Genomic DNA, 22826 nt, shown 5'->3' with positions numbered 1-22826 from the left:
GAGCGCGGACGCACCGGGGCCCGGGGGTGAGGCCGCCTCCGCGGCCCCGGTGCGTCACCGCTCCGGGGGAGGCCGTCGAGTCGGCCCCCGCCTCAGGCGATGTGGTCCTCCGTCAGCTCGGCGTTGAGGCGCTCCCCGAAGGACTTGACGTAGCGCTTCAACGCGGTGTCGCTCTCCTCGACCTCGTACGCGGCCCGGAGGTCCGTGCCGAAGCTCGCCGGGGTCGGGATGCCGCCCTGGGCCTTGGTCAGTTGACGGAACACCTGGTAGTAGGCGTCCTCCCGGGACACGCCCTCCGGGAACCCGCCACCACGCCGCTCCGTCGGCCGGCGCCGGTCGTCCGCCGCCGGGTCGGCCGCCTCGGGGACCTCCGGAAGCTCCGTCAGGTCGTCGGGGCGGTCCACGGCCTCGGCGCCCGGCACCTCCGGGGCCGCCGCACGGTCGGCCGGAGCGGTGCCGTGACCCAGCGGGCGCATCTGGTTCGGCCCCGCCGGTACCCGGAACCCGGGCCGCGGAGGCTCGGGCACGACGTACCCGGGCGGCGGTTCGGACCACGCCGCCGCGTCCTCCGGAACGTTCCGCGGCGCCGGTAGGGCACCCTCCGGCCACGCCTCCTCCGGGAACGGGTCCACCGGCGGTTCCGCCCGACCGGGGCCCCCGCCGACCGGGTGCCGCCGCCCCTGCTGGTCCTCCGACCACCAGTGTCCGTACTGCTCGTCCGGTGCGTAGGAGGGGTCGTAACCGCCCTCGTAGGGCTGCTGCTGACCGGACGCGAACCACGGGTTGCCCTCCGCCCCCGCACCCCCCTCGGCAGCGTCCGCGCCGGGTGCCCGGCGCACGGGGCCGGCCGGAACGGCGGAGCCGCTGCGGGCCGCTGCGAGCTGACGGTCCGGCTCCCGTTCGAGCACCGGGGCGCCGGACGCCCCGGACGGGCCGTCCGGTTCGGACGGACCGGACGGGAGTGCCGGCCCGCCCGGGGTCACCTCGGCGGCGGGCAGCACGGCCGGTTCGATGCCGGCCGCCGCGAGCCCTGCCGGCGCCGTCTCGGCCAGCGGCACCCCGTACCGGGCCAGCCGCAGCGGCATCAACGACTCCACCGGGGCCTTGCGGCGCCACGCGCGCCCGAACCGGGAACGCAGCCGGGCCTGGTAGACCAACCGGTCCTGTTCCAGCCGGATCACCTGGTCGTAGCTCCGCAGCTCCCACAGCTTCATCCGGCGCCACAACAGGAACGTCGGCAACGGCGACAGCAGCCACCGGGTCAGCCGCACGCCCTCCATGTGCTTGTCGGCGGTGATGTCCGCGATCCGGCCGATGGCGTGCCGCGCCGCCTCCACCGAGACCACGAACAGCACCGGGATCACCGAGTGCATGCCCACGCCCAGCGGGTCCGGCCAGGCCGCGGCACCGTTGAACGCGATCGTCGCCAGCGTCAGCAGCCACGCCGTCTGCCGCAACAGCGGGAACGGTATGCGGATCCAGGTCAGCAGCAGGTCGAGCGCGAGCAGCACGCAGATGCCCGCGTCGATGCCGATGGGGAACACGTAGCTGAAGTTCCCGAAGCCCTTGGCGAGGGCGAGTTCCCGCACCGCGGCGTAGGAGCCGGCGAAGCCGATGCCCGCGATGACGATCGCGCCGGCGATGACCACGCCGATGAGGATGCGGTGGGTCCGCGTCAGCTTGAGTGGCTGGGCCACCGTCGTTCCCCTCCCTGCGCCACCCGGGCGTGCTGCGCTTCGCTCTGCCGCAGAACGGCCGTTGCGCGCAACAGAGTCGCACACATGTGCTCAGAGGTGCGGGTGAGGGGCTGGTGGGACTGCTGCCGACCGGTCGTCGGAGCAGGCGCCGCGGGGCGTCCCGCGTCACTCCACGGGCTCGCCCCGCGGACGGAGACGGCCCCCGCCGGGAGCGGCGGGGGCCGTTCGGAGGGGCCTGCCGGCCCGGACCGTCAGGACTTCGACGGGGACATGGACATGCCGGCGCCCTCACCGGCGTCACCCTTGTCGTCCTTCGCGTCCTTGGTGCCCTTGTCGTCCTTCGGGTCCTCTTCGGCGGCGTCGGCCGCGGTGTCGTTGGCGGCGACGACCGCGGACACCACCTCCTTGGCCGCCCGCTGCGCCGCCTTGGTGAGGGCGTCCGCGCCGGGCGTCGCGTCCCCCGCGAGGCCAGCGCCGTTGTAGTCCACCGTCACCACCACGTTCTCGACCCGCGCCACGACCGTCTGCTGCTTGAAGGTGCCCTCCTTCTTCTTCAGGTCGTAGGCGATGGTCTGCGCCTCGTCGCCCGCCCCCGACAGCGGGGTCGCGGTGAGCTTCTTCGCGCCCGCGGTGGCCTTGGCGTCCGTCACCTGCTTCGTCAGGTACTCCCGGGCGAGTTCCTCGCCGGAGCCACGGGACTGGTCCGAGTCCAGGCGCAGCAGCGAGACGGTCAGCCAACGGAACTGGGAGCCGTCCACCCCGTTGTTGTCGAGGCTGCTCCACGAGCAGGTGCCGCGGGAGTCCGCCTCGTTCGACGAACCGGCCTTGCCGGACTTGGCGTTCGGGACGAGGTCCTCGCGGACCTTCTTAGGCAGCGCCTCGCAGGCGTTGGGCAGCCGCGAGAACTTCGCCTTCTCCACGGCCGGCGGCGCGCTGGAGGCGCTCGGCGCGGCGGAGGAGGAGGCCGAGGCGCTGGGCCCGCCCTCCTTGGCGTCGCCGCCCTCGGAGTCGGAGGAGCAGCCGGCCGCGCCGACGATCACCGTTGCGGTGGCCGCGCAGACGAGGATGCGGGTGAGTCGCTGTGCTGGTCGGTGCATGGTTCCTTCACTCGTGACGCGGTGGATCGGTGGGCCCGGGGACGTGGTCCGAAGGGTCACGGTACGCCGAACGGGTGAGGGGCGGGCCGGTGGCGGAAGGAGCGGCCGACCGGGGGACGCCGGTCACCCGCTGAGCCGCTCGACCAACCGGGACGCCAGGGCGCGCGCGCTGTCCTGCATCTCCTTGCTGTCGGGCTGCGCACCGGCGAGGGTCGGTTGGGCCTCGTACCCGATGGTCACCACCACGTTGGACGTGCGGAACACCACAGTCACCTCCCGGTGCTGGGCGGAGCCCGAGGAGGTCAGCGCGTCGTCGAGGAAGGCGCTGTCACCGAGATCGTCCAGCACCCGGGGCAGCAGGTCCTCGACGGAGTCCGCCCCCTCGGACGGGTCGCCCGAACCCGACGCCCCCTCGGACGGGGCGGTGGACCCGGTGGCGTCCGGAGAGGCGGAGCCGGAGGGCGCCGTCGAGGCGGAGGCGGAGCCGGACGGTTCCTCGGAGGCGCTCGCGGTCGGGGCGGGCAGGTCCGCCTCGGCCTCCTTCGCCGCGTACACCTCCTGGGCGCGGTCCTCGTCGCTGACCTCGCCGTCGTAGGACACCACCCGTTCCAGGTCGACCAGCAGGTGGTGGGTGGCGTCGACCGACTCGGCCTTCCAACGGCAACCGACCCTGCGGTCGGTGTCGTAGGTGGCGGTCGCCGTGCCCTGGTACGCCTTCTCCCGCTGCTCCTCGTCCGGCTGTTCCTTGACGCCGGGCAGCAGCGAGTCGAGCGTGTCGCGGTCCACGGCCCCGCAGGGCTCGGGCAGGGTGCGGTGGCGCCCCGGTTCGGCGGCGGGCGCGGTGGCCCCGGGGCCGCCCTGCTTGGCGTCGGCCGGCTCGGCGTCCGGGTCGGATCCGTTGGTGCAGCCCGTGAGCAGGGCCGCCGTGAGGAGCACGGCGATGCCCGGCGGGTACGCCTTCCGCTGCACGGTGATGGCTCCTCTCGATCCGGTGCGCGCCGGGGGCGCGGGAACGCGGCCGGGCCCTGCGGAGGCTTAATCGCTTGCCGTGAGGGAGGGACCGGCCGACACAATGTGTATCGCACGCACGGCCGTGAACGCCGGTCCACCATCCTTTTCGTGACCTTGGCTCCGGTTATTTGCGCTTCACTACTTTTTTATCGGTTATGGGGGAAAGAGGACGCTATGTCGTACGTGGAGGTTCCGGGCGCCCAGGTACCCATCCGGATGTGGGCCGATCCGACCACGGTGGAGGACGGGGCGATGCAGCAGCTCCGGAACGTCGCCACCCTGCCGTGGATCAAGGGTCTCGCCGTGATGCCGGACGTCCACTACGGCAAGGGCGCCACGGTCGGTTCGGTCATCGCGATGCAGGACGCCGTGTGTCCCGCAGCGGTCGGAGTGGACATCGGCTGCGGGATGTCCGCCGTCCGCACCTCGCTGACCGCCGGCGACCTCCCCGGCGACCTGTCCCGACTGCGGACGAAGATCGAGGAGGCCATCCCGGTCGGCCGCGCCATGCACGACGAGGCCGTCGACCCGGGCCGCTTCCACGGGTTCGCCACCGCCGGGTGGGACGGATTCTGGAACCGGTTCGGGGGGATCGCCGACGCGGTGCACTTCCGCCAGGAGCGGGCGGTCAAGCAGATGGGGACGCTCGGCGGCGGCAACCACTTCGTGGAGGTGTGCATCGCCACCGACGACTCCGTGTGGCTGATGCTGCACTCCGGCTCGCGCAACATCGGCAAGGAACTCGCCGAGCACCACATCGGCGTCGCCCGGTCGCTCCCGCACAACCAGGGCATCGTCGACCGCGACCTCGCCGTCTTCGTCACCGGCACCCCGCAGATGGCCGCCTACCGCAACGACCTCTTCTGGGCACAGGAGTACGCCAAGTACAACCGCGCGCTGATGATGTCGCTGCTGAAGGACGTCGTCCGCAAGGAGTTCCGCGCGGCCAGGGTCGCCTTCGAGCCGGAGATCTCCTGCCACCACAACTACGTGGCCGAGGAGCGGTACGACGGCATGGACCTGCTGGTCACCCGCAAGGGCGCCATCCGCGCCGGCTCCGGTGACTACGGCATCATCCCCGGCTCCATGGGCACCGGCTCGTACATCGTGCGCGGGCTCGGCAACGAGAAGTCGTTCAACTCCGCCTCGCACGGCGCCGGTCGCCGGATGAGCCGCAACGCGGCGAAACGGCGGTTCTCCGTGCAGGACCTGGCGGACCAGACCCGGGGCGTCGAGTGCCGCAAGGACGCCGGGGTCGTGGACGAGATCCCCGGCGCCTACAAGCCGATCGAGCAGGTCATCGGGCAGCAGCAGGACCTGGTGCAGGTGGTGGCCAAGCTGAAGCAGGTCGTTTGTGTGAAGGGGTGACGGGGTGGGGGCCCTCCCCCCTCCCCTCCCCTCCCGCCCCTCTGCGTTGCCCCCCGTCGTGTGCCCCGGGCACAAGGCGCCGACTGCTCTCGACATGCTTCGGCCCTCGGGGACGGGCGTCCGGGACCGTGACGGCGCTCGCCTTCGAGGCGCGCCGGCGTGCGGTCGGTCGTGGTGGCCGCCGGTGCGTCCGGCCGGCCCGACCGGACGCACCGCCCCGGTCACTTGCCGTGCCGCACCGCGAAGATCATGACGAAGGCGACCAGGTGGATGCCGAAGAGGAAGTAGGCCAGGTACCACCAGACCTGGCGCTCGGTGCGTCTCTCCTCGGCGTGGCGGCGGGCGTCGGCCGCGCCGGGCCCGTCCGGGCCGGGCACGGGCCCGCCGGGGTCCGCGGGGGCGGCCGGTCGGTCGGTGGGGTGCGGTTCGTCGGTCATCGTGCGCGGTGGACCTTCGTGTTGGACGCCTGGGCGCGGGGACGCACCACCAGGAGGTCGACGTTGACGTGGCTGGGGCGGGTGACGGCCCAGGCGATGGTGTCGGCGACGTCGTCGGCGGTCAGCGGCTCGGCCACCCCCGCGTAGACCCGGGCGGCCTTCTCGGCGTCCCCGCGGAACCGGGTGGTCGCGAACTCCTCCGTCTTCACCATGCCCGGCGCCACCTCGACTACCCGCACCGGGCGCCCCACTATCTCCAGTCGGAGGGTCTCGGCGAGGACGTGCTCGGCGTGCTTGGCCGCGACGTACCCGCCGCCGCCCTCGTAGGTGCCGTGGCCGGCGGTGGAGGACACCACGACGACCGTGCCGTCGCCGCTGGCCTCCAGGGCGGGCAGCAGGCACTGGGTGACGTGCAGGGTGCCCAGGACGTTGGTCTCGTACATGCGTCGCCAGTCGGCCGGGTCGCCGGTGGCGACCGGATCGGCGCCGAGGGCTCCGCCCGCGTTGTTCACCAGGACCGTGCACCGCTCCAGGGCGGCGGCGAACGACTCCACGGCCGCGCGGTCGGTGACGTCGAGGGGGTGGGCGGTGGCCCGGTGGCCCGCTGCGGTCAACTCGGTCGCCAGGGCGTCGATGCGGTCCTTGCGGCGGGCGGTGAGCACCACGTGGTAGCCCTCGGCGGCGAGGCGGCGTGCGGTGGCCGCGCCGATTCCGCTGCTGGCGCCGGTCACCACCGCCGTGCGCCCGGGCGGGGGTGCGCTGGAGGAGAGGGGGGTGGTGTCCGTGCTGGGCATGCGGGGACTCCTCGGCCTGCGGGCGGCTGGTGGCGCGGTTGCGTCGCCGGAATCAGGATAGGCCGGGGCGGAGGATCGTGTGGGGGCCTGTGGATAACTCTGCGGCACCCTTGTTGACCAGGTCTTTTTCGTGACGGTCAGGGGGTCAGCTGCCGCTTCTGGGTGCGTACATGATGACGGCCATGCCGGCGAGGCAGATGAGTGCGCCGGTCACGTCCCACCGGTCGGGCCGGTAGCCGTCGGCGACCGCGCCCCAGGCGATCGAGCCGGCGACGAAGACCCCGCCGTAGGCGGCCAGGACCCGGCCGAACTCGGCGTCGGGCTGGAGCGTCGCCACGAAGCCGTAGATGCCGAGGGCGATGACGCCGGCCCCGATCCACACCCAGCCGCGGTGCTCCCGCACGCCCTGCCAGACGAGCCAGGCGCCGCCGATCTCGAACAGGGCGGCGAGGGCGAAGAGCAGTACGGAACGGGAGGTCAGCATGGGGCCCAGGCTGTCATGCGGGTGGCCTGCATCACCTGTTGGGTGGCGCCTGTGCGGGACTCCAGCGGGGATACATCGTCCCGGAGGCCGTGCGGGTGCCCGGCTTCGACGTCCGGTCCGCGCCGTCCCGACCCGGGGCCGGGCGCGAGCCGTTCGGTTGGGTGCGGAGGAGGCGCGGGCCGGTGCGGGCAGCAGGGTCGACGGGCGGTACGGGGGCGGTGGAGCGGACGCGGCGCCGGGGCCGGCGCGGGGCGGCGGTGGGGGCCGTGGTGCTGGTGGGCGTGGTGGCGGGGGGAGCGGGGCCGCTGCCGTCGGGGGCGGCCGGGGCGGAGCCGGCGGTGGTGGAGGCGGACCTGGCGCAGCACGGCGCCGTGACGCTGGCCGGCGGACGGGTCGATCTGGTGCTCGTCCCGCAGAACCACGGGCCGTCCGACGTGGACGGGGCGACGGTGCGGCTGGACTGGTCGGTGCCGCTCGCCGTCGAGCAGGCGTTGCCGGGGGCGTGCGTGCGGGCGGGCCGGGCGTCCGTGCTGTGCCGTACGGGCGCCCTGACGGCGGGCGGGCTGGGGGAGCGGGTGGAGGTGGGGCTGGTGTTGCGGGGTGCTCCGGCGGAGGTGACCCTGCGGATCGACACGCCGTGGCGCGGCGGTGCGCAGGACACCAACCCGGACAACGACGTGCACGAGGTGCTGGTGCTGGACACGGGGGACGTCTACCGCTTCTGAGCGGGGGCGTCCGGTCTGGTGCGGGGCGGGGTCAGTGGGCGGCGTGGACGGTCGGGGGGACGCCGATGGTGGCGGTGAAGTCGCGGACGAGGTGGGCCTGGTCCGCGTAGCCGAGGTCGGCGGCGAGCCCGGCCCAGTCGACGGCGCGTTCGTCCTCGGCGCGTTCCAGGGCCTCGTGGATGCGGTAGCGGAGGATGATCCACTTGGGGCCGACGCCGACGTAGGCGGCGAAGAGGCGTTGCAGGGACCGGACGGGGAGTTCCTGGTCGCGGGCGAAGTCCCCGACCCGGCGGATGGAGCGGTCCCGGCGGATGCGGTCCACCAGGGTCATGGCGAGGTCGGCCTGGGGGTCGGGTTCGGGGCCCCGGCCGTGCGGGCCGAGGCCCAGCAGGAGGGCGTCGAGGGCGGCCACGCGTGCGTGGTCGTCGTCCGGGGCGAGGACGGCGTCGAGGGCGCCGGCGAGGGCCGGGGCGTGGGCGGGGTCGGGGAAGACGGCGGGGAGGGCGAGGCGGCGGCCGGTCCATTCGGCGACGGGCGCCTGCGGGGCGAAGGGACGGAAGCCGCCGGGGCGGAACTGGACGCCGCAGACGCGGCCCACGGCGGTGATCTCCTGGCTGAACAGGTCGAGTCCGACGCCGGCGACCTCGGCGAACGGTTCCTGGCGCGCGTACCGCTGGAACACGATGTTGACGGACGGGTGGGGGACGACGTGGGTGGCGTACGGCTGGGGGAGGTCCCAGTCGATCAGCCAGTAGTGCTCCAGGTAGGGGCGGAGCCGGGGGGCGGGTTCGTGGCGGCGGAAGCGTACGCGGCTGAGCAGGTCGGCGGCGTTGACGATGCCCCGGGTGTCTTGGCGTGGCGCTGGCATGGGGGAATCGTATGCGGGGGTGTTCGTGGTGAGGTGTCGCGTTTGTTCAAGCGGAGGCCGTGGCGCCTTCTTGCGGTGAACACATGAGTGATCTTCCTACGGGCGCCGCTCCCGTTTCCGAGCCTCCGCTGGGCCCGCTGCTGGACTCCGCCGGGCGGGCCGCGGCGGCGCTGGTCCGGGCGGTTCCGCCCGGCGGGTCGGCCGGGGGCGCCCCGACGCCGTGTGCCGAGTACGACGTGCGGGCGCTGGTGAACCACCTGTTCCACGTGGTGGTGGAGTTCCGCGAGCTGGCCCTGAAGCGGCTGTCCGACTTCAGTGTCACCCCCGACCGGCTGGGCGCGGATCCCGAGTGGCGGGAGGGGTTCGCCGGGGCGGTGGGGGAGCTGGTACGGGCGTGGTCGTCGCCGGGCGCGGAGCAGGGCACCACGGGGGCGATGGACCTGCCGGCGCGGACGGTGGGCTGCATGGTGCTGCTGGACCTGGCCGTGCACGGCTGGGACCTGGCGCGGGCGCTCGGGGTGCCGTACGACCCGGATCCGGACGGGGCGGGCGTGGTCGGCGTGCTGGAGCGGGCGGTGGCGGAGATGGCGCCCACGGCGCGGGCGATGGGGATGTTCGGCGAGCCGGTGGCGGCGGCGGGGGCGGACCGGTGGGCGCGGCTGCTGGCGCTGACCGGGCGGGACCCGGGCTGGAAGCCGCCGGACGGTGACGACGCGTGACGGAGGGTGTGGCGGAGGGGTCCGGAGGGTGCGCGCGGGCGGGCCGTCCTGGCCCCTGCGGGTGCGCCCGCGAGGTGCGGGAATACCTGGAGGTGGGGTACGGTTCCGATACATGTAGTTGAAGAATCAACCATTTCGAAGGGTGAGCAGCCATGCAGTTCGGGATCTTCACCGTCGGCGACGTCACGCCGGACCCCACGAACGGACGCGTCCCGACCGAGCACGAGCGGATCAAGGCCATGACGGCCCTCGCGGTCAAGGCCGAAGAGGTGGGCCTCGACGTCTTCGCGACCGGCGAGCACCACAACCCGCCGTTCGTCCCCTCCTCGCCGACGACCATGCTCGGCTGGATCGCCGCCCGCACCGAGAACCTGATCCTCTCCACCTCGACCACCCTCATCACCACCAACGACCCGGTGAAGATCGCCGAGGACTTCGCGATGCTCCAGCACCTCGCGAACGGCCGCGTCGACGTGATGATGGGCCGCGGCAACACCGGCCCGGTCTACCCGTGGTTCGGTCAGGACATCCGGCAGGGCATCCCGCTCGCGATCGAGAACTACGCGCTGCTGCACCGCCTGTGGCGCGAGGACGTGGTCGACTGGGAGGGCAACTTCCGTTCGCCGCTCCAGTCGTTCACCTCGACCCCGCGGCCCCTGGACGGGCTGCCGCCCTTCGTCTGGCACGGCTCGATCCGCTCGCCGGAGATCGCGGAACAGGCCGCGTACTACGGTGACGGGTTCTTCCACAACAACATCTTCTGGCCCAAGCAGCACACCCAGCGGATGGTGGAGCTGTACCGCGAGCGGTACGCCCACTACGGGCACGGCACGGCCGAACAGGCCGTCGTCGGTCTCGGCGGCCACGTGTTCCTGCGGAAGAACTCCCAGGACGCGGTCCGCGAGTTCCGCCCGTACTTCGACAACGCGCCCGTCTACGGACACGGGCCGTCGCTGGAGGAGTTCAGCCAGCAGACGCCGCTGACCGTGGGCTCCCCGCAGGAGGTCATCGAGAAGACGCTGTCCTTCCGCGAGTACGCCGGCGACTACCAGCGCCAGCTGTTCCTCGTGGACCACGCGGGCCTGCCGCTGAAGACCGCCCTGGAGCAGCTCGACCTGCTCGGCGAGGAGGTCGTGCCGGTGCTGCGCGAGGAGTTCGCCAAGAACCGTCCGGCCGGCGTGCCGGAGGCCCCCACCCACGCCAGTCTGCTCGCCGCGCGTGACGCCGGCGACCACTCGAAGGAGCAGGAGGTGACGAGCGCATGAAGCTCGTGGTCGTATCCGCAGGACTGAGCGCCCCCTCGTCCACCCGGCTGCTCGCCGACCGGCTCGCCGAGTCCACGGTGCGGCGGGTGCCGGACACCGACGTCGAGGTGATCGAGCTGCGGGACCTCGCCGTCGAGATCGCGCACAACTTCGTCACCAAGTTCCCCGGCCCGAACCTGGAGAAGGCCCTGGAGTCGGTGGCGGACGCGGACGCGCTGATCGTGGTGTCGCCCGTGTTCTCGGCCTCCTACAGCGGACTGTTCAAGTCGTTCTTCGACGTGATCGACAAGGACGCGCTGACCGGGAAGCCGGTCCTGATCGCCGCCACCGGCGGCACCGGACGGCACTCGCTGGTCCTCGACCACGCCCTCCGGCCGCTCTTCGGCTACCTGCGGGCCGTGGTCGTCCCCACCGGGGTGTACGCGGCGTCCGAGGACTTCGGCGCCGAGGGGCTCGCCGAGCGCGTCGACCGGGCGGCCGGGGAACTCGCCGCCCTGCTGGCGCCCCGGCCCACCGCCGAGGTGCCCCCGCAGGACCGGGGCGACGGCCCGGCGCAGGGCCGGGCCCCGCGCACCGTCGGCTCGGTGGAGGACCGCCCGCTGGGCACCGGCTCCCTCAAGGACCGGGTCGTCCCCTTCGAGCAGCAACTCGCCGCCCTGAAGGTGCGCTGACCCCGCCCACCCCACCCCCCGTGCGCGGGGCGCCCGAACGGCGCCCCGCGCACGCTCACGCCCCGGCGCCGCCCGCGCCCCGCGCCCGTCGGGCGCGCCGCAGCCGCCGCAGCCACCGCCCCGGCCGCGAGCCGCGCACGTGCCGCAGGAACGTCCGGCGCCGGCGCGCCAAGGACGCCGCGTACCGGGCGCGGGTGCGCTGCCAGCCGCGCCTCCTGCGGCTGGCGCCCAACTCCGCGAACAGCCGCTCGTAGCGGTCGACGATCGGCGCCGGGTCGTAGCGCCGGGCCCCCTCCCGGGCGGCAGCGCCCATCGCCCGGCGGGCCGCGTCGTCGTCGATCAGTTCCAGCATCGCCGCCGCCAGGGCGTCGCCGTCGCCCATCGGCACCAGCCGGCCGTCCACCCCGTCCCGGACGATCTCGGCCGGACCCAGCGGACAGTCCGTGCTGACCACCGGCACCCCGCACCGCATCGCCTCCACCAGGGTCATCCCGAACGACTCCGCGTCCGACGCGGAGACCAGCAGGGACGCCTTCGCGAACTCCGGCTCGATGGGGGAGCGGGGCCCCATCAGCGCGGCCCGGTCCGCCAGGGCCAACCGGTCGATGCGCCGTTGCAGCCGCTCCCGCGCCGCCCCGCCGCCGTAGATCCGCAACCGCCAGTCCGGCTGCTTGTCGGCGACCACCCGGAAGGCGTCGATCAGCAGGTCGAACCGTTTCCCCTTGGCCAGCCGCCCCGCCGCGACGACGACCTTCGCCGAGCCGTCCGAGGGCGGCACGTCCGGCGCCGGCACGATGTTCGGCACCGCGACCACCGGCACCCCCGGCAACCGCATCCGCGCCCGATAGGCCGCCGCGTCCGCCTCGGTGATCGTCACCAGCGCGTCCAGGGTGCGGTAGTGCCGGGCCAGCACCCCCCGCAGGGCCTTGCCGTGCGCGTCGTGGCGCAGGTGCTCCTGGGCGATCCGCAGCGCGCCCGCCGGACCGAACCGCGCCAGGTACACGTTGACCCCGGGCCGGGTGCCGATGACCACCTCGGCCGCGCAGCCCCTCAGGTACTCCCGCACCCGCAGGTCGACCAGCCGGCTGTACTGGTGGTGCCGCTTGTCCTCGACCGGGAAGTCCCGGGCCGGTTCCCGGTACGCGGGCAGCGCGGCGTCCGCGCTGCCCGGACGGAGGTCCACCAGGGGCACGATCCGCACCCCGGGCGGCACGGCGAACCGGGGCACCCCCCGGTGCCGCATCATCGACACGATCTCCACCTCGTGGCGCTCCGCGAGCGCGCCCGCGAGGTTGTAGGTGGTGCGGATGGTGCCGCCGATCGCGTACGCGTTGTGCAGCAGGAAGGTGATCCTCACCGGCGGCGCCCCCGTCCCGAGCGGCCCCGCGGGCGCCGGCCGTCCGCGCCGGCCGGTGCGCGGGCCGGCACGGCGCGTGCGCCCCCGTCTCGACACTTCGGTCGTTGCACGTGCTGCCTCCCGCTTCCCACCGCGCCGCGCACCACACGCGCACACGTCCCAGCACGCCCGCGCAGGGGCGCACGGCGTACACCCCTGGAACGCCCTTCGACGGGATCGGGTTACGAGCCGCGGACGGCGGCGGCGGGAAGCATCCGCGCCGGGCCCCGTCCCACCGGGGCGTGCGCCCCGGGTCAGACCGCGGCCAGCGCGCTCCCCGCCAGGGCGACCGCCCCCACCAGGAAGCACACCAGCCCCGTCCTGATCCACCGGTGCTTGGCCGCCGCGATGTCGCTGGTGTCGCGCAGCGCTATCACCAACCCCGCCAACGGCTCCCGCTCCGTGGTGCGCAGGGCGTCGGCGAGCACCCCGGACCCCGCCGCCCGACGGATGTCCAGGAAGTACGTCAGGGGGGCGCCGCTGCTCCAACGGCTCGCCCGATAACGGGGAGCCGTCGCGAACAACAGGAAGCCCAGGGCACAGGCCCAGGTCAGCAGGGTCGCCATGCCCATGAAGCGGCTCAGCCCGCTCACCGGCACATGGCTCCAGTAGGTGGTGAGGACGACCCCCGCGCACATCCCCAGGGCGCCGATGAGCACCGACGCCTTGGTGTCGGCCCGCCCGATCTCGGCCCGCACCTCGGACAGCAGCCGCTCCGCCGTCTGTGCCCCGGCGGCCGGGAGGGCGGGGACGGCGGGGTCCGCGCCCGCTGCGGCCCCGGTGGGGCACGGGTCGCCCGCGCCGGCCCCGGCCGTCGAAAGTGTGGCGTCCGTCATCGTCGGTCCTCCTCGTCCGGTGCCTTCCCGTCCCGCGCCCCGTCGTTCGGTGCCTTCTCGTTCGGCGGCTCCGTCCTCCCGCCTCCGCGGCGTCGCACACCGGTGGACGGAGTCGGCCGTCGACACCGCTCCACCCCGGTTCACGGCCGACCGGACCACACCAGCACGGCCGCCAGCAACAGCCCGCCGCAGAGCGAGCCCCGGTGCCCCAGCCGCCCGGCCGCCTCGCGCAACGCGCCCAGCACCGTGCCCGCACAGCGCTGCCCGGCGCTCGCGACCGCGCACACCGCGTCCCCGTAGGCGTAGGCGAAGGGCGCGGCCTGGCCGGACAACCGGCGCTGGGCCCGGGTCCAGTAGTACTCGGGCAGCAGCACCCCCGCGACCAGCACGTTCACCAGGCACTCCAGGCCGGTCAGCGCATGGTTCAGCAGCGGGACCGCCGCCCACCGCAACAGCACGTACCCGGCGATGCCGGCCACCAGGGCGGGCAGGACCAGCGCCTCGTACTCCGCGAAGCCGTTCACCGCGGGTCCTGGGGGGCGTCCGTCTCCTCGTCCGGGTGGGCAGGACCCTGCTCCAACTGCTCCCGGTACAGGGGCTGCTTGCGGGTCCGGCCGCGGCCGGCGTCGTTCAGCCGCTCCTTCACCGCCGCCAGCGCCGCCCGGGCGGCGTCCTCCACCATGTGGTCCTCCACCGCCCCCGAGTCCAGGACCCGCTCGATGACCCGGATCTGGTTGGCGCTGGCCTCCCGCTCGTCGTCGCGGATGGACTCGATCGCCAACGGGATGTCCGCCGGGTTCTGCGCCAGGTGGGCGCCCCAGCGCTCGAACTCGCCCTGCGACAGCAACCGGGCGTAGAAGGTGCTGCGCGCCTCCATGACCTCCTGCTCGTTGTCGGTGCGCAACCGGGTCAACTCGTGCTCGCTGCGCGTGCGGTCCTTGGTGTAGTCCAGGGCGCGCAGCGAGGACAGCTGGTCCACCGCCTCGGTGTCCAGGCCGAGCCGCACCTCGCACAGGACGTGCAGCCCCAGGTCCTCGGCGAGCGGCTCCGCAGCCAGGGCCTCCGCGACCGCGACCTCCGCCGCCGCGCTCTCCTCGATGGCGTACCGCCGGCTCGCCCGGCGCATCCGGGTCAGCATCCGCGGCTCCAACAGCGCCCGCACGTCCCGCACCTGGTGCTCCACCACGGTGGCCGGCTCCACGACCCGCCAGGTCAGATCGGTCTCCGCGGTGAAGAACGCGGCGTCCCCCTCGCTCGGCAGCCGGTGCTCCAGCGACATGCGCTGAAGCGCCATGTCCACCTCGTACAGGGTCCGGAAGTTGCTGTTCAGCAACTCGCCCCGGGTGGGCTGCCGGTTGGGGAGGTACGTCCGGGGCCGACCGCCGGAGGTGAGGAACACCAGGGCGCGCTCGGCGTAGGTCGGCGGTCGGTTGCGGACGAACTCGAAGCGGCCCAGGTTCCGTACCTGACGCACCGGGTCGTTGACGATCGGCATGTGCTGCTCCTGCGGTCGGGACACCGCCCGCGGCGGTGGAGTGCGGGGATCGGATGGTGCGGGCGCGGCCCCGCGGGGAGGGCGCGGCCCGGGGGTCAGTCGGCGAGGGCGGCCCGCAGCCGGGTGGTGGTGGGGCCCGCGGCGTCCTCCAGGTCGGGGTGCCGGCGCAGCAGGTAGTCCAACCGCGCCCGGTCGTTCTCCGTCCCGACCAGCAGCGGGAGCAGGTCGGCCAGGGCCGCTTCGACGTCCGACACCCGCTCCTCGGGCGCCGGCTCCGGCTCCCACCCGGGGGTCGGCCCGGTGTCCTCGGGTGCGGTGCGCCACGGCGGCCGTGCCGACGCCCGCTCCGCGGCGCGGACCCACCGCGCCAGTTCGTCCCGGGCCGGGTCCCGGGTGGCCCGGTCGCCCAGCAGGGCCCGCCACAGCGCGACCACGCACCGCCGGGCCCGGTCGTCCCGGTGCGCCAGCCACAGCAGCCGCGGCCATGCGGTGGCCCCGGAGTCCTCGGCCCAGTGCCGCCGGCGGGCACTGCGGAGGAAGCCCGCCGCGGCCAGGTCGAACAGGGGGCCACGCGGTTCCAGCCACTGCACCAGGCGCTCCAGGACGGTCACCGCCGCCGGTCCCTGGAGGAGTGCCTCCAGGGCCTGTTCCAGGGCGGCCCGCAGCACCGGTTCGGGCTCCGGGCCGGTCGAGGCCATCAGCTCCACGTCCCGCAGGGCGCTGGTGGCGGTGGCGCTGCCCAGCAGGGCGTAGGTGCGGGCGGCCGTCCACCGGCGGGCCGGGTCGTGGCGCCGGCTCCACAGGGACAGCAGCCGTCGCACCGCCGTGTCCGTGCCGTGCTCGGCCGCCGTGTACAGCGCCCAGGCGGCGAGCTGTCGTCGGGCTGCCTCCGGCGCGGCGGCCCAGGGGTCCAGGTAGTGGCCGAAGGCGTAGCCGAAGTCGGTGGCCGCCAGGACCCCGGTGGCCACCGCGGCCCTCAGCCGCACCGCGATCCGGTGGTCCGCGACCAGCGTCTCCAGCCACGCCGACAGGGGCCTGCGCACGGCGGGGTGGTCGTGCCAGACGTGCCCGAGCACGGCCCGCCAGGCCGATGCGTTGCGGAAGGCCACGGCCCGCTCGGGCATCCGGCCCCAGGGGGTGTCGACCTCGTCCTCGTACTCCACGGCCCGGGCCAGCACCAGGCGTTCGGCGAGGGAGGAGCCGAAGACCGCTTGTCCCGCGCTCCGTTCGGGGTCCTCGACGGCGTGCAGCAGCAGGTGCAGGCGGTCCCCGAGTTCGGCCACCAGCGGATAGGACATCCCGTCGAAGACGGCGAGCGAGATGAGGAACGCCTTGTCGCGCAGGCTCACCCCGCTCGACCCGGTGCTCTCGTCGAACCAGCCGCCGGTGACCTCCGCGGCCAGCGCGTCGCCGTAGCGGTCGAGTTCCTCCGTACCGCAGTGGCCCTCGGCGTGCCGGGCCAGCAGCCGGGCGAACCCCACCGTGTCGGAGGGCGCCGGCCCGGACCCCAAGTAGCGGGTGGACGGGGCGAGTTCGAGGAGCCGGTGGAGCTCGGCCTCCTCGTCCGCGGGGGACGGCAGGCGCAGGGCGTGCCGCAGATGGGCCCGGGCGATGTCCCGGGCCGCGGGCGGCTCCCAGTCGTGCGCCGTCACCTCCTGGGTGGCGGTGCCGTGCGTGGTGACGACCACGAACAGCCCGTCCTCGCCGAGCCGTTGCCGGACGGCGTTCAGATGGACGTCGCGCAGCGGGCCGTCCCGGCTGGTGACCGGGTCCACCACCACGTGGGTGCCGCCGGGCCGCACCTGCTCGGCGAAGTCCGCGGGCTCGGTGCCCGGGTCCAGGGCGATGGTGTCGCCGTCCCGGTCGCCGACCTCCAGCAGCAGGGCGAGGGCGGCGGTCCGGCGCCCGGTGCCGGTCCGTCCGCGCAGCACCAGAACGCGTCCGGCGGTGAGCAGGGCGCACAGCTCCCGGTGGCGCGGGCCCGGGACGAAGGTCTCGGCCACGTGGTCCAGTTCGGCGGGCGGCAGGGGGCCGACCGCGTGCAACCGGGGCGGAGCCCCTTCGTGCAGGTGCAGGTCGACGCGCTTGTCCCCGGCGACGACGTCACCGGAGACCCGGGTGTCGCCCATGACGTTGGCGCGCCCCGAGCGCAGGTGCGGCGCGAGGGCGAAGAGCTGCTCGACGGCCTCCCACGCCTCCGGCGCCGGCTCCTCGTCCGCGGGCGGCGTCGGGGGACGCTCGCCGGCGCCCCGCCCGGGGTCCGCGGCGCCCCGGTCCTGCTCCTCGGTCGACCCGGGGCCCGCCTCTGCGGGCCGCTCGGCCGGGTCCGGGTGCTGCTTCACCGACCCGTCCCCTCCTGCTCGCGGCGCGGGCGCGGCGCGGTGCGGACGCCCACGTGCTTGTCGCCCGCCACGGCGTCCCCGGCGATGGTGGCGGTGCCGAGGAAGAAGTTGCCGGTGTGCGCCCGCAGCACCGGGGCCGGGGCGGCCGGCGCGTCCGCGGCCGGCGCCGACCGGGCGTCCTCGGCGCGGTGCCGGCGCGAGGCGTCGTGGTACCAGCCCCGCAACGGGCCCTCCTTGCTGTCCACCGCCAAGGGGTGGAAGTGCTCCCGGCGGACGCCCGGGTGGGCGTGGTGCACCACGCCCCGGTACACCGCGTCGGACACGCACAGCACGCTCGGCTCGGTCGTCGCGGCCAACTCGGCGCGCAGCGAGGGTGCTTCCAGCAGCCGGAAGGCGTGGTCGACGTCCGCGCCGGCGGCCCCGTACTCGTCCAGGGCCACCTCGCCCGCGTGGACGACCATCCGCAGCCTGAGCCCGGCCCCCGCGGCGGCCAGCCGGTTGATGCTGACCAACCGCTCCGTGGTCACCGACAGCAGGGCCCGCAGCAGCGGCGGCTTGGGCAGGTCCGGGTCGACCAGGACGAAGACGCCGTCACCGCGGTCCTCGCAGCGGTAACGGCCCGCCTCGACGCCGGCGGCCAGCAGGGTCTCGTGCAGGACGGTGTAGAGCATGCGGCGCATGACCGGCCGTTCGCTGTCGAGCCGCCGCCCCGAGCCCTCCACGTCGGTGAGCAGGATCGTCTTGTTGCTGGGTTCCGCCATGAGTGTCTCCTCGGAAGCGCCTGACCGGACCCGCCGGGCCGGACGGGGTGCGGGGTGGGGGGCGGACGCCGGACCGCAACCCCCGGGCGGTCCCGCATCCACCCCCACCACCAGGATTCACCCGTGGCGGCGGATGCGGGAGGACCGTTGCCGCACGGGGGATGTGACGGATTACGCAGAGCCGCCGATCCGCCGCAGCACCTCCGGCCTGATCACCACCAGGGACTGCCGGCGGGTGCTGATGCAGCCGCGTTCCCGCAGTTCGCGCAGGAGCCGGGTGACCGACTCCCGGGACGAACCCACCGCCCCGGCCAACTCCTGCTGGGTGAGCGGCACTTTGACGAGGACGCCCTCCTCGACGGGTTCCCCGTGGTACTGGGCCAGCTCCAGCAGCAGCCGGGCCAGCCGCTCCTTGACGCCGCTGGCCGCGAGTTCCAGCCGCTTGCGGTCCGCGGCCCGCATCCGGTCGGTGACCACGGCCATCAACTGGCGTGCCGCGACCGGGTACCGGTCCAGGAAGGCGGTGAACCGGTCGGCCGGCACGACCACCGCGCGCACCGGTTCCAGGGCGGTCACCGACGCGGACCGGGAGGTGCCCTCCAGGGCGGCGCTCTCCCCGATGACGTCGCCCGGCCCGCGCAGCGCCAGCAGCGCCTCGTGGCCGTCGGGGGAGTCGTCGGTCACCTTCAGCCAACCCTCCAGGATCAGCAGGACGTGCGAGGAGGGTTCGCCCTTCATGAGGACGACGGTGCGCGCCGGGTACCGCAGTGCGGACCCGGCCTCGACCAGGGCCGCGGCGGCCTCGTCCGGCAGCCGCGCGAGGTAGGGGACGCGGTCGTCGGTCAGCACCGGGACCGGCTGCGTCGACGGGCGGGGGGCCGCTCTCCTCGCCTTGTCGGCGCTGCTGGCCACGGGGTGTCCTTCCTCCGGCGGAGCCCGTCGCCGCCGTCGCCCTCCGGCGCGCGGGACCTCCCCGGCGGTGCACGGACGGCGGGTGGCATCGTCCGCGGTGCGGGCCCCCTCACGTGTCTCGATTCTTACCCATGGCCCTGACAACCGGCAACGTCATGGGTACGAGAGGTGACACCTGGCGTCCGGGCCCGGGTCCGCAGATACGACGAGGGCGGAGCCCGAAGGCCCCGCCCCTCACCGCGGTCGACGCCCGCTCAGGGCCACACCAGGCAGTACGGCTGGTGTCCGGCCTCGTGCAGGCGGTGCGAGAAGTCCTGCCACTCGTGCAGCAGCTGGTAGACGTTGAAGGCGTCGCGGGGGCCGCCGCGGTCGGGGACCGTGGACCATATGAACGCCGCTGCGCCCACCGCTTCCTCGCCCACGCCGCGCAGCGGGTCGACGACCGTCATGGGCAGCTTGACGACGGCGTAGTCGGGGTGGAGGACGACGAGTTCGAGCGGCGGGACCTTGTGCAGGGGTATGCCCTGGATGCCGGTGAGGACCATCGCGGCCATCGTCTCCGGCTTGATCCGGGTGAACATGCCGCCCATGCCCAGCTCGTCGCCGCCGAGTTCCTCGGGGCGCATCGAGATCGGCACCCGGGCAGCGGTGGCCCCGTCGGGCGCCCCGAAGTACTTGTAGGTCACCCCCATCCGCCCGCTCCCGCTTCCCGTGTGCTCCCGATCCGTGCCGCCCCGCCCCCGCGGAACGTGCGTCCCGCCCGGGAGGTGGTGCGCTCCCGCCGTCTCCGCCGCTTCCGCCTCGCGCCGGTGCCTTCCCCGCCGGGCACGCCGGGGGCCCACGTCGCCGGTCCCCTCGCCCAGTCCGCCACCGCGATGCATATCTCCACCCGACTGCTTTTCCGAGGCGCGCGGTCCGCACCGCGCAACCCGATCATCGTGTCAGTGACCTCCCCCGCGCCCACGCGCCGAAACGTGTGGTGAAACACCCTGACGCGGGACGTCGGAAGCCTCTGTCACCGCGGCTGTGCGAGCTCTCCGTATCATGCACGGCTTCGGGCTGCCCGGGTAGTCTACGGATCTTGGACTCGGCCCAGGGGGTGGGTCGCCCGGAGCGGGTCGCGACCGTACTCCGGGTGACCGCAGGATATACCGGAGGGGCAAAGCCCAATCGGGATAAGGACGAAGGTCGACCGGAAAGCGCGGGGTGGAGTTCCACCGGAAAATGCCGTACGGGCCGGGACCCGGGAAAGTGCCGGGTGCGTGCACCGGCCATTCCGGCGGACGCCCCGGGAGGGCGCGCGGTGCCGGGCGCGCCGCGGGCACGGAGCCGCGGCGGTCCGTTGTGCGGGGCTTTCACCGCGTCCTGCCGTACGGTCCTGGGTCCGGGACGGGGTGGTGCGGGGCGAGGAGAACGGGCGCGACGGCCGGTCGGGCCGTTATTCCGAGTTCCGTGCGCCGTACGGTGGTGGGTGCACGCATCGGTTCCGGCGCCGTGTGTCGAAGCATAAACAGAACGTCCATCCGGTACCGGAAGTGCGGTTGCCGCGGGGGTGTTGGCCTCGCGAATTCCCCCGCCGTTTCCGCGGTGCGCACGGAAACCCGCCGGGCGACTGGGTGCAAGGGGCACGCGGTGCTTCGACGGGCGGCGGTTTCGTCGACCGGGTGAACCGGCCCGCCGGTTTGCGGGGCGGGGATCCGCCCCGGGCCCGGAGCGGGGGCGCGGCCCCGGCGCGGTCGCCCGGAAACGGGTTCCGGGGCTGATGCCGTCAAGGCGGGCACGGGGTGCCCGTCCGGCGGCGCCCGCGGAGAAGGGGGCGGGGGCTTTCTTCTACTCTGGGGGACGTCCACCCCATTCGGCCCTAGGGAACCGCAGGTTATGAGTCAACAACCCTATCGGTATGAAGCCCCCGTCTCGCAGTCGCTCTTCGACCGCGCGGCACAGGTGACGCCGGGGGGAGTGAACTCCCCCGTGCGTGCCTTCCGCGCCGTGGGCGGAACGCCCCGGTTCATGGTCTCCGGCAGCGGCCCGTACCTGACCGACGCGGACGGCCGCGAGTACGTGGACCTGGTGTGTTCCTGGGGGCCCATGATCCTCGGGCACGCCCGTCCGGAGGTCGTCGCCGCCGTGCAGGAGGCCGTGGTGCGCGGCACCTCCTTCGGGACGCCCGGCGAGGGCGAGGTGGCGCTGGCCGAGGAGATCGTGGCCCGGGTGGCCCCGGTGGACCAGGTGCGGCTGGTGTCCAGCGGCACGGAGGCCACCATGTCGGCCATCCGGCTGGCCCGCGGCTTCACCGGCCGGGCCAAGGTGGTCAAGTTCGCCGGCTGCTACCACGGTCACGTGGACGCGCTGCTCGCCGCCGCCGGATCGGGGGTGGCGACCTTCGCCCTGCCCGACACCCCCGGCGTCACCGGCGCTCAGGCCGGGGAGACCCTCGTCCTGCCGTACAACGACCTCGACGCCGTCCGGGCCGCCTTCGCCGCGCACCCCGGGGAGATCGCCTGCGTCATCACCGAGGCGTCCCCCGGCAACATGGGCGTGGTCCCGCCCCGCGAGGGCTTCAACGCCGGGCTGCGGGAGCTGTGCCGGGCGAACGGCGCGCTGTACGTCTCGGACGAGGTGATGACCGGCTTCCGCACCTCCCGCGCCGGGTGGTTCGGGGTGGACGGGGTGGCGCCGGACCTGATGACCTTCGGCAAGGTCATGGGCGGCGGCTTCCCCGCCGCGGCCTTCGGCGGCCGGGCGGACGTCATGGCCGCGCTGGCCCCGGCCGGGCCGGTCTACCAGGCCGGCACCCTGTCCGGGAACCCGGTGGCCACGGCCGCCGGGCTGGCCCAGCTGCGGCTGCTGGACGAGGCCGCCTACGCGACCGTGGACCGGGTCGCCGACCAGGTGCGGACCCTGGTCTCCGAGGCGCTCGCCAAGGAGGGCGTGGTGCACCGGGTGCAGAGCGCCTCCAACATGTTCTCCGTCTTCTTCACCGAGGACGAGGTCCACGACTTCGCCGAGGCCAAGCGGCAGGAGGCGTTCCGCTTCACCGCGTTCTTCCACGCGATGCTCGCGCACGGGGTGTACCTGCCGCCGTCCGCCTTCGAGTCGTGGTTCGTCTCCACGGCCCACGACGACCGTGCCATCGAGCGGATCGCCGCCGCGCTGCCGGCCGCCGCCCGCGCCGCGGCCCGGGCCGTCGCCCCGCAGCAGGCGGGGGGCGCGGCATGAGCGGGTCGGACCGCACGGTCGTCCACCTGGTGCGGCACGGGGAGGTGGCGAACCCGGAGGGCATCCTGTACGGCCGACTGCCCGGGTACCACCTGTCCGAGCTGGGTCGGCGGATGGCCGACCGGGTCGCCGAGCACCTCGCGGACCGGGACGTCGCCCATGTCGCGGCCTCGCCGTTGGAGCGGGCCCAGGAGACCGCGGAGCCGGTCGCCAAGGCCCACGGGCTGGACGTGGGCAGTGACGCCCGGCTGATCGAGGCGGGCAACGTCTTCCAGGGGAAGACCTTCGGCGTGGGCGACGGGGCGCTGCGCCGGCCGGGGAACTGGCGGCACCTGGTGAACCCCTTCCGCCCCTCCTGGGGCGAGTCGTACATCGACCAGGTGGTGCGGATGATGCGGGCGATGGACGCGGCGAAGGAGGCCGCGCGGGGGCACGAGGCGGTGCTGGTCAGCCACCAGTTGCCGATCTGGATCGTGCGCAGCTACCTGGAGCGGCGGCACCTGTGGCACGACCCGCGGCGCCGGCAGTGCACCCTGGCCTCGCTGACCAGCTTCACCTACGAGGGCGACCGGATCGTCTCGGTGGGCTACTCCGAGCCGGCCCGGGACCTGGTGCCGCCGCACCTGCTGGCGGGTGCCAAGAAGGTCAAGGGCTCGGCGAAGGCGTTCGGGGCGTAGGCCCGCGGGTGGTCTCCGACCGTTCGGGCCGGCCCGGCCCGAACGGTCGGAG

At 74.2% G+C, this 22826-nt stretch carries 22 protein-coding genes; 7 read left to right on the top strand and 15 right to left on the bottom strand.

All coding sequences use genetic code 11. The features are described 5' to 3' along the window. Positions 1–92 precede the first annotated feature (92 nt). The 3 genes from ACSMX9_RS11010 to ACSMX9_RS11000 all read right to left on the bottom strand — a co-directional run bounded on the left by ACSMX9_RS11010 (position 93) and on the right by ACSMX9_RS11000 (position 3763). Positions 93–1697, bottom strand: a complete 1605-nt coding sequence (locus ACSMX9_RS11010) for a DUF2637 domain-containing protein (protein WP_445401984.1) — start codon at positions 1695–1697, stop codon at positions 93–95. Between the two features lie 251 nt (positions 1698–1948). Then, entirely contained in the window at positions 1949–2794 is an 846-nt protein-coding gene (locus tag ACSMX9_RS11005) for a DUF3558 family protein (protein ID WP_445401982.1), read from the bottom strand. Between the two features lie 123 nt (positions 2795–2917). Continuing rightward, positions 2918–3763 carry a DUF3558 domain-containing protein gene (locus tag ACSMX9_RS11000; protein ID WP_445401980.1) on the bottom strand — a complete coding sequence of 282 codons (846 nt, stop codon included), beginning with the start codon at positions 3761–3763 and terminating at the stop codon, positions 2918–2920. A gap of 216 nt (positions 3764–3979) precedes the next feature. Between ACSMX9_RS11000 and ACSMX9_RS10995 the strand changes: the two genes are divergently transcribed. Beyond that, on the top strand, positions 3980–5173 hold the full coding sequence (locus ACSMX9_RS10995) for an RtcB family protein (RefSeq protein WP_445401978.1): 1194 nt from the start codon (positions 3980–3982) through the stop codon (positions 5171–5173). A 221-nt stretch (positions 5174–5394) separates the two neighbouring features. On the opposite strand, the gene ACSMX9_RS10990 is transcribed toward ACSMX9_RS10995, so the two are convergent. The 3 genes from ACSMX9_RS10990 to ACSMX9_RS10980 all read right to left on the bottom strand — a co-directional run bounded on the left by ACSMX9_RS10990 (position 5395) and on the right by ACSMX9_RS10980 (position 6888). Continuing rightward, complete coding sequence (locus ACSMX9_RS10990; RefSeq protein WP_445401976.1) at positions 5395–5610, bottom strand: hypothetical protein; 216 nt, start codon at positions 5608–5610, stop codon at positions 5395–5397. Beyond that, on the bottom strand, positions 5607–6404 hold the full coding sequence (locus ACSMX9_RS10985; protein ID WP_445401974.1) for an SDR family NAD(P)-dependent oxidoreductase: 798 nt from the start codon (positions 6402–6404) through the stop codon (positions 5607–5609). The genes ACSMX9_RS10990 and ACSMX9_RS10985 overlap by 4 nt, the downstream gene beginning before the upstream one ends. A gap of 145 nt (positions 6405–6549) precedes the next feature. Beyond that, the gene (locus ACSMX9_RS10980; RefSeq protein ID WP_445401972.1) at positions 6550–6888 is read right to left on the bottom strand and encodes a YnfA family protein; all 339 of its coding nucleotides are present in this window, start codon (positions 6886–6888) and stop codon (positions 6550–6552) included. A gap of 182 nt (positions 6889–7070) precedes the next feature. On the opposite strand from ACSMX9_RS10980, the gene ACSMX9_RS10975 reads away from it, so the two are divergent. Continuing rightward, positions 7071–7613, top strand: coding sequence for a hypothetical protein (locus tag ACSMX9_RS10975; RefSeq protein WP_445401970.1), 543 nt, complete (start codon positions 7071–7073; stop codon positions 7611–7613). Between the two features lie 31 nt (positions 7614–7644). Here the strand turns inward: ACSMX9_RS10975 and ACSMX9_RS10970 are convergent, their stop codons facing one another. Then, positions 7645–8481: an AraC family transcriptional regulator gene (locus ACSMX9_RS10970; protein WP_445401968.1), complete on the bottom strand. Its 837-nt coding sequence runs from the start codon at positions 8479–8481 to the stop codon at positions 7645–7647. A gap of 83 nt (positions 8482–8564) precedes the next feature. Here ACSMX9_RS10970 and ACSMX9_RS10965 point away from each other — a divergent pair, with 83 nt between their 5' ends. The 3 genes from ACSMX9_RS10965 (at position 8565) to ACSMX9_RS10955 (ending at position 11136) form a co-directional block, all read left to right on the top strand. Next, positions 8565–9200 carry a TIGR03086 family metal-binding protein gene (locus ACSMX9_RS10965; protein ID WP_445401966.1) on the top strand — a complete coding sequence of 212 codons (636 nt, stop codon included), beginning with the start codon at positions 8565–8567 and terminating at the stop codon, positions 9198–9200. A gap of 152 nt (positions 9201–9352) precedes the next feature. Continuing rightward, the gene (locus ACSMX9_RS10960; protein WP_351246724.1) at positions 9353–10465 is read left to right on the top strand and encodes an LLM class flavin-dependent oxidoreductase; all 1113 of its coding nucleotides are present in this window, start codon (positions 9353–9355) and stop codon (positions 10463–10465) included. Next, complete coding sequence (locus tag ACSMX9_RS10955; protein ID WP_445401964.1) at positions 10462–11136, top strand: FMN reductase; 675 nt, start codon at positions 10462–10464, stop codon at positions 11134–11136. The genes ACSMX9_RS10960 and ACSMX9_RS10955 overlap by 4 nt, the downstream gene beginning before the upstream one ends. Before the next feature lie 55 nt (positions 11137–11191). On the opposite strand, the gene ACSMX9_RS10950 is transcribed toward ACSMX9_RS10955, so the two are convergent. From ACSMX9_RS10950 to ACSMX9_RS10915, 8 genes are all read right to left on the bottom strand, one after another. Next, positions 11192–12493: a glycosyltransferase family 4 protein gene (locus tag ACSMX9_RS10950; RefSeq protein WP_445401962.1), complete on the bottom strand. Its 1302-nt coding sequence runs from the start codon at positions 12491–12493 to the stop codon at positions 11192–11194. 293 nt (positions 12494–12786) lie between these two features. Beyond that, positions 12787–13368: a Pycsar system effector family protein gene (locus ACSMX9_RS10945; protein WP_445401960.1), complete on the bottom strand. Its 582-nt coding sequence runs from the start codon at positions 13366–13368 to the stop codon at positions 12787–12789. A 140-nt stretch (positions 13369–13508) separates the two neighbouring features. Further along, positions 13509–13892 carry a hypothetical protein gene (locus tag ACSMX9_RS10940; RefSeq protein ID WP_445401958.1) on the bottom strand — a complete coding sequence of 128 codons (384 nt, stop codon included), beginning with the start codon at positions 13890–13892 and terminating at the stop codon, positions 13509–13511. Further along, a complete protein-coding gene (locus ACSMX9_RS10935) occupies positions 13889–14863 on the bottom strand; it encodes a hypothetical protein (RefSeq protein WP_445401956.1) in 975 nt (324 codons plus the stop codon). Before ACSMX9_RS10935 ends, ACSMX9_RS10940 begins: the two co-directional genes overlap by 4 nt. A 95-nt stretch (positions 14864–14958) precedes the next feature. Next, positions 14959–17205 (bottom strand): hypothetical protein, encoded by a 2247-nt coding sequence (locus ACSMX9_RS10930; RefSeq protein ID WP_445401954.1) that lies wholly within the window; start codon positions 17203–17205, stop codon positions 14959–14961. After that, positions 17202–17966, bottom strand: coding sequence for a hypothetical protein (locus ACSMX9_RS10925; protein WP_445401952.1), 765 nt, complete (start codon positions 17964–17966; stop codon positions 17202–17204). The genes ACSMX9_RS10930 and ACSMX9_RS10925 overlap by 4 nt, the downstream gene beginning before the upstream one ends. Positions 17967–18137: 171 nt before the next feature. Further along, positions 18138–18878, bottom strand: a complete 741-nt coding sequence (locus ACSMX9_RS10920; protein ID WP_445401950.1) for a Crp/Fnr family transcriptional regulator — start codon at positions 18876–18878, stop codon at positions 18138–18140. 254 nt (positions 18879–19132) lie between these two features. Further along, positions 19133–19759: a hypothetical protein gene (locus ACSMX9_RS10915; RefSeq protein ID WP_351246706.1), complete on the bottom strand. Its 627-nt coding sequence runs from the start codon at positions 19757–19759 to the stop codon at positions 19133–19135. 997 nt (positions 19760–20756) lie between these two features. Here ACSMX9_RS10915 and hemL point away from each other — a divergent pair. Together hemL and ACSMX9_RS10905 are read left to right on the top strand one after the other, a co-directional pair. Further along, positions 20757–22097: a glutamate-1-semialdehyde 2,1-aminomutase gene (hemL, locus tag ACSMX9_RS10910; protein ID WP_351246704.1), complete on the top strand. Its 1341-nt coding sequence runs from the start codon at positions 20757–20759 to the stop codon at positions 22095–22097. Beyond that, positions 22094–22774 (top strand): histidine phosphatase family protein, encoded by a 681-nt coding sequence (locus tag ACSMX9_RS10905; RefSeq protein ID WP_445401949.1) that lies wholly within the window; start codon positions 22094–22096, stop codon positions 22772–22774. Before hemL ends, ACSMX9_RS10905 begins: the two co-directional genes overlap by 4 nt. The last annotated feature ends 52 nt before the right edge of the window (positions 22775–22826 follow it).

This window comes from Streptomyces sp. LE64 (assembly GCF_052606915.1).
The sequence above is the reverse complement of the archived record's forward strand: the minus strand, read 5'-3'. Positions and strand labels throughout refer to the sequence as shown.

Bases quoted from the DNA above. Each gene is read 5' to 3' on its own strand.
- ACSMX9_RS11005 (WP_445401982.1), bottom strand. From the start codon at position 2,794: ATGCACCGACCAGCACAGCGACTCACCCGCATCCTCGTCTGCGCGGCC.
- ACSMX9_RS10995 (WP_445401978.1), top strand. From the start codon at position 3,980: ATGTCGTACGTGGAGGTTCCGGGCGCCCAGGTACCCATCCGGATGTGG.
- ACSMX9_RS10990 (WP_445401976.1), bottom strand. From the start codon at position 5,610: ATGACCGACGAACCGCACCCCACCGACCGACCGGCCGCCCCCGCGGAC.
- ACSMX9_RS10985 (WP_445401974.1), bottom strand. From the start codon at position 6,404: ATGCCCAGCACGGACACCACCCCCCTCTCCTCCAGCGCACCCCCGCCC.
- ACSMX9_RS10980 (WP_445401972.1), bottom strand. From the start codon at position 6,888: ATGCTGACCTCCCGTTCCGTACTGCTCTTCGCCCTCGCCGCCCTGTTC.
- ACSMX9_RS10970 (WP_445401968.1), bottom strand. From the start codon at position 8,481: ATGCCAGCGCCACGCCAAGACACCCGGGGCATCGTCAACGCCGCCGAC.
- ACSMX9_RS10965 (WP_445401966.1), top strand. From the start codon at position 8,565: ATGAGTGATCTTCCTACGGGCGCCGCTCCCGTTTCCGAGCCTCCGCTG.
- ACSMX9_RS10960 (WP_351246724.1), top strand. From the start codon at position 9,353: ATGCAGTTCGGGATCTTCACCGTCGGCGACGTCACGCCGGACCCCACG.
- ACSMX9_RS10955 (WP_445401964.1), top strand. From the start codon at position 10,462: ATGAAGCTCGTGGTCGTATCCGCAGGACTGAGCGCCCCCTCGTCCACC.
- ACSMX9_RS10945 (WP_445401960.1), bottom strand. From the start codon at position 13,368: ATGACGGACGCCACACTTTCGACGGCCGGGGCCGGCGCGGGCGACCCG.
- ACSMX9_RS10935 (WP_445401956.1), bottom strand. From the start codon at position 14,863: ATGCCGATCGTCAACGACCCGGTGCGTCAGGTACGGAACCTGGGCCGC.
- ACSMX9_RS10925 (WP_445401952.1), bottom strand. From the start codon at position 17,966: ATGGCGGAACCCAGCAACAAGACGATCCTGCTCACCGACGTGGAGGGC.
- ACSMX9_RS10915 (WP_351246706.1), bottom strand. From the start codon at position 19,759: ATGCATCGCGGTGGCGGACTGGGCGAGGGGACCGGCGACGTGGGCCCC.
- hemL (WP_351246704.1), top strand. From the start codon at position 20,757: ATGAGTCAACAACCCTATCGGTATGAAGCCCCCGTCTCGCAGTCGCTC.
- ACSMX9_RS10905 (WP_445401949.1), top strand. From the start codon at position 22,094: ATGAGCGGGTCGGACCGCACGGTCGTCCACCTGGTGCGGCACGGGGAG.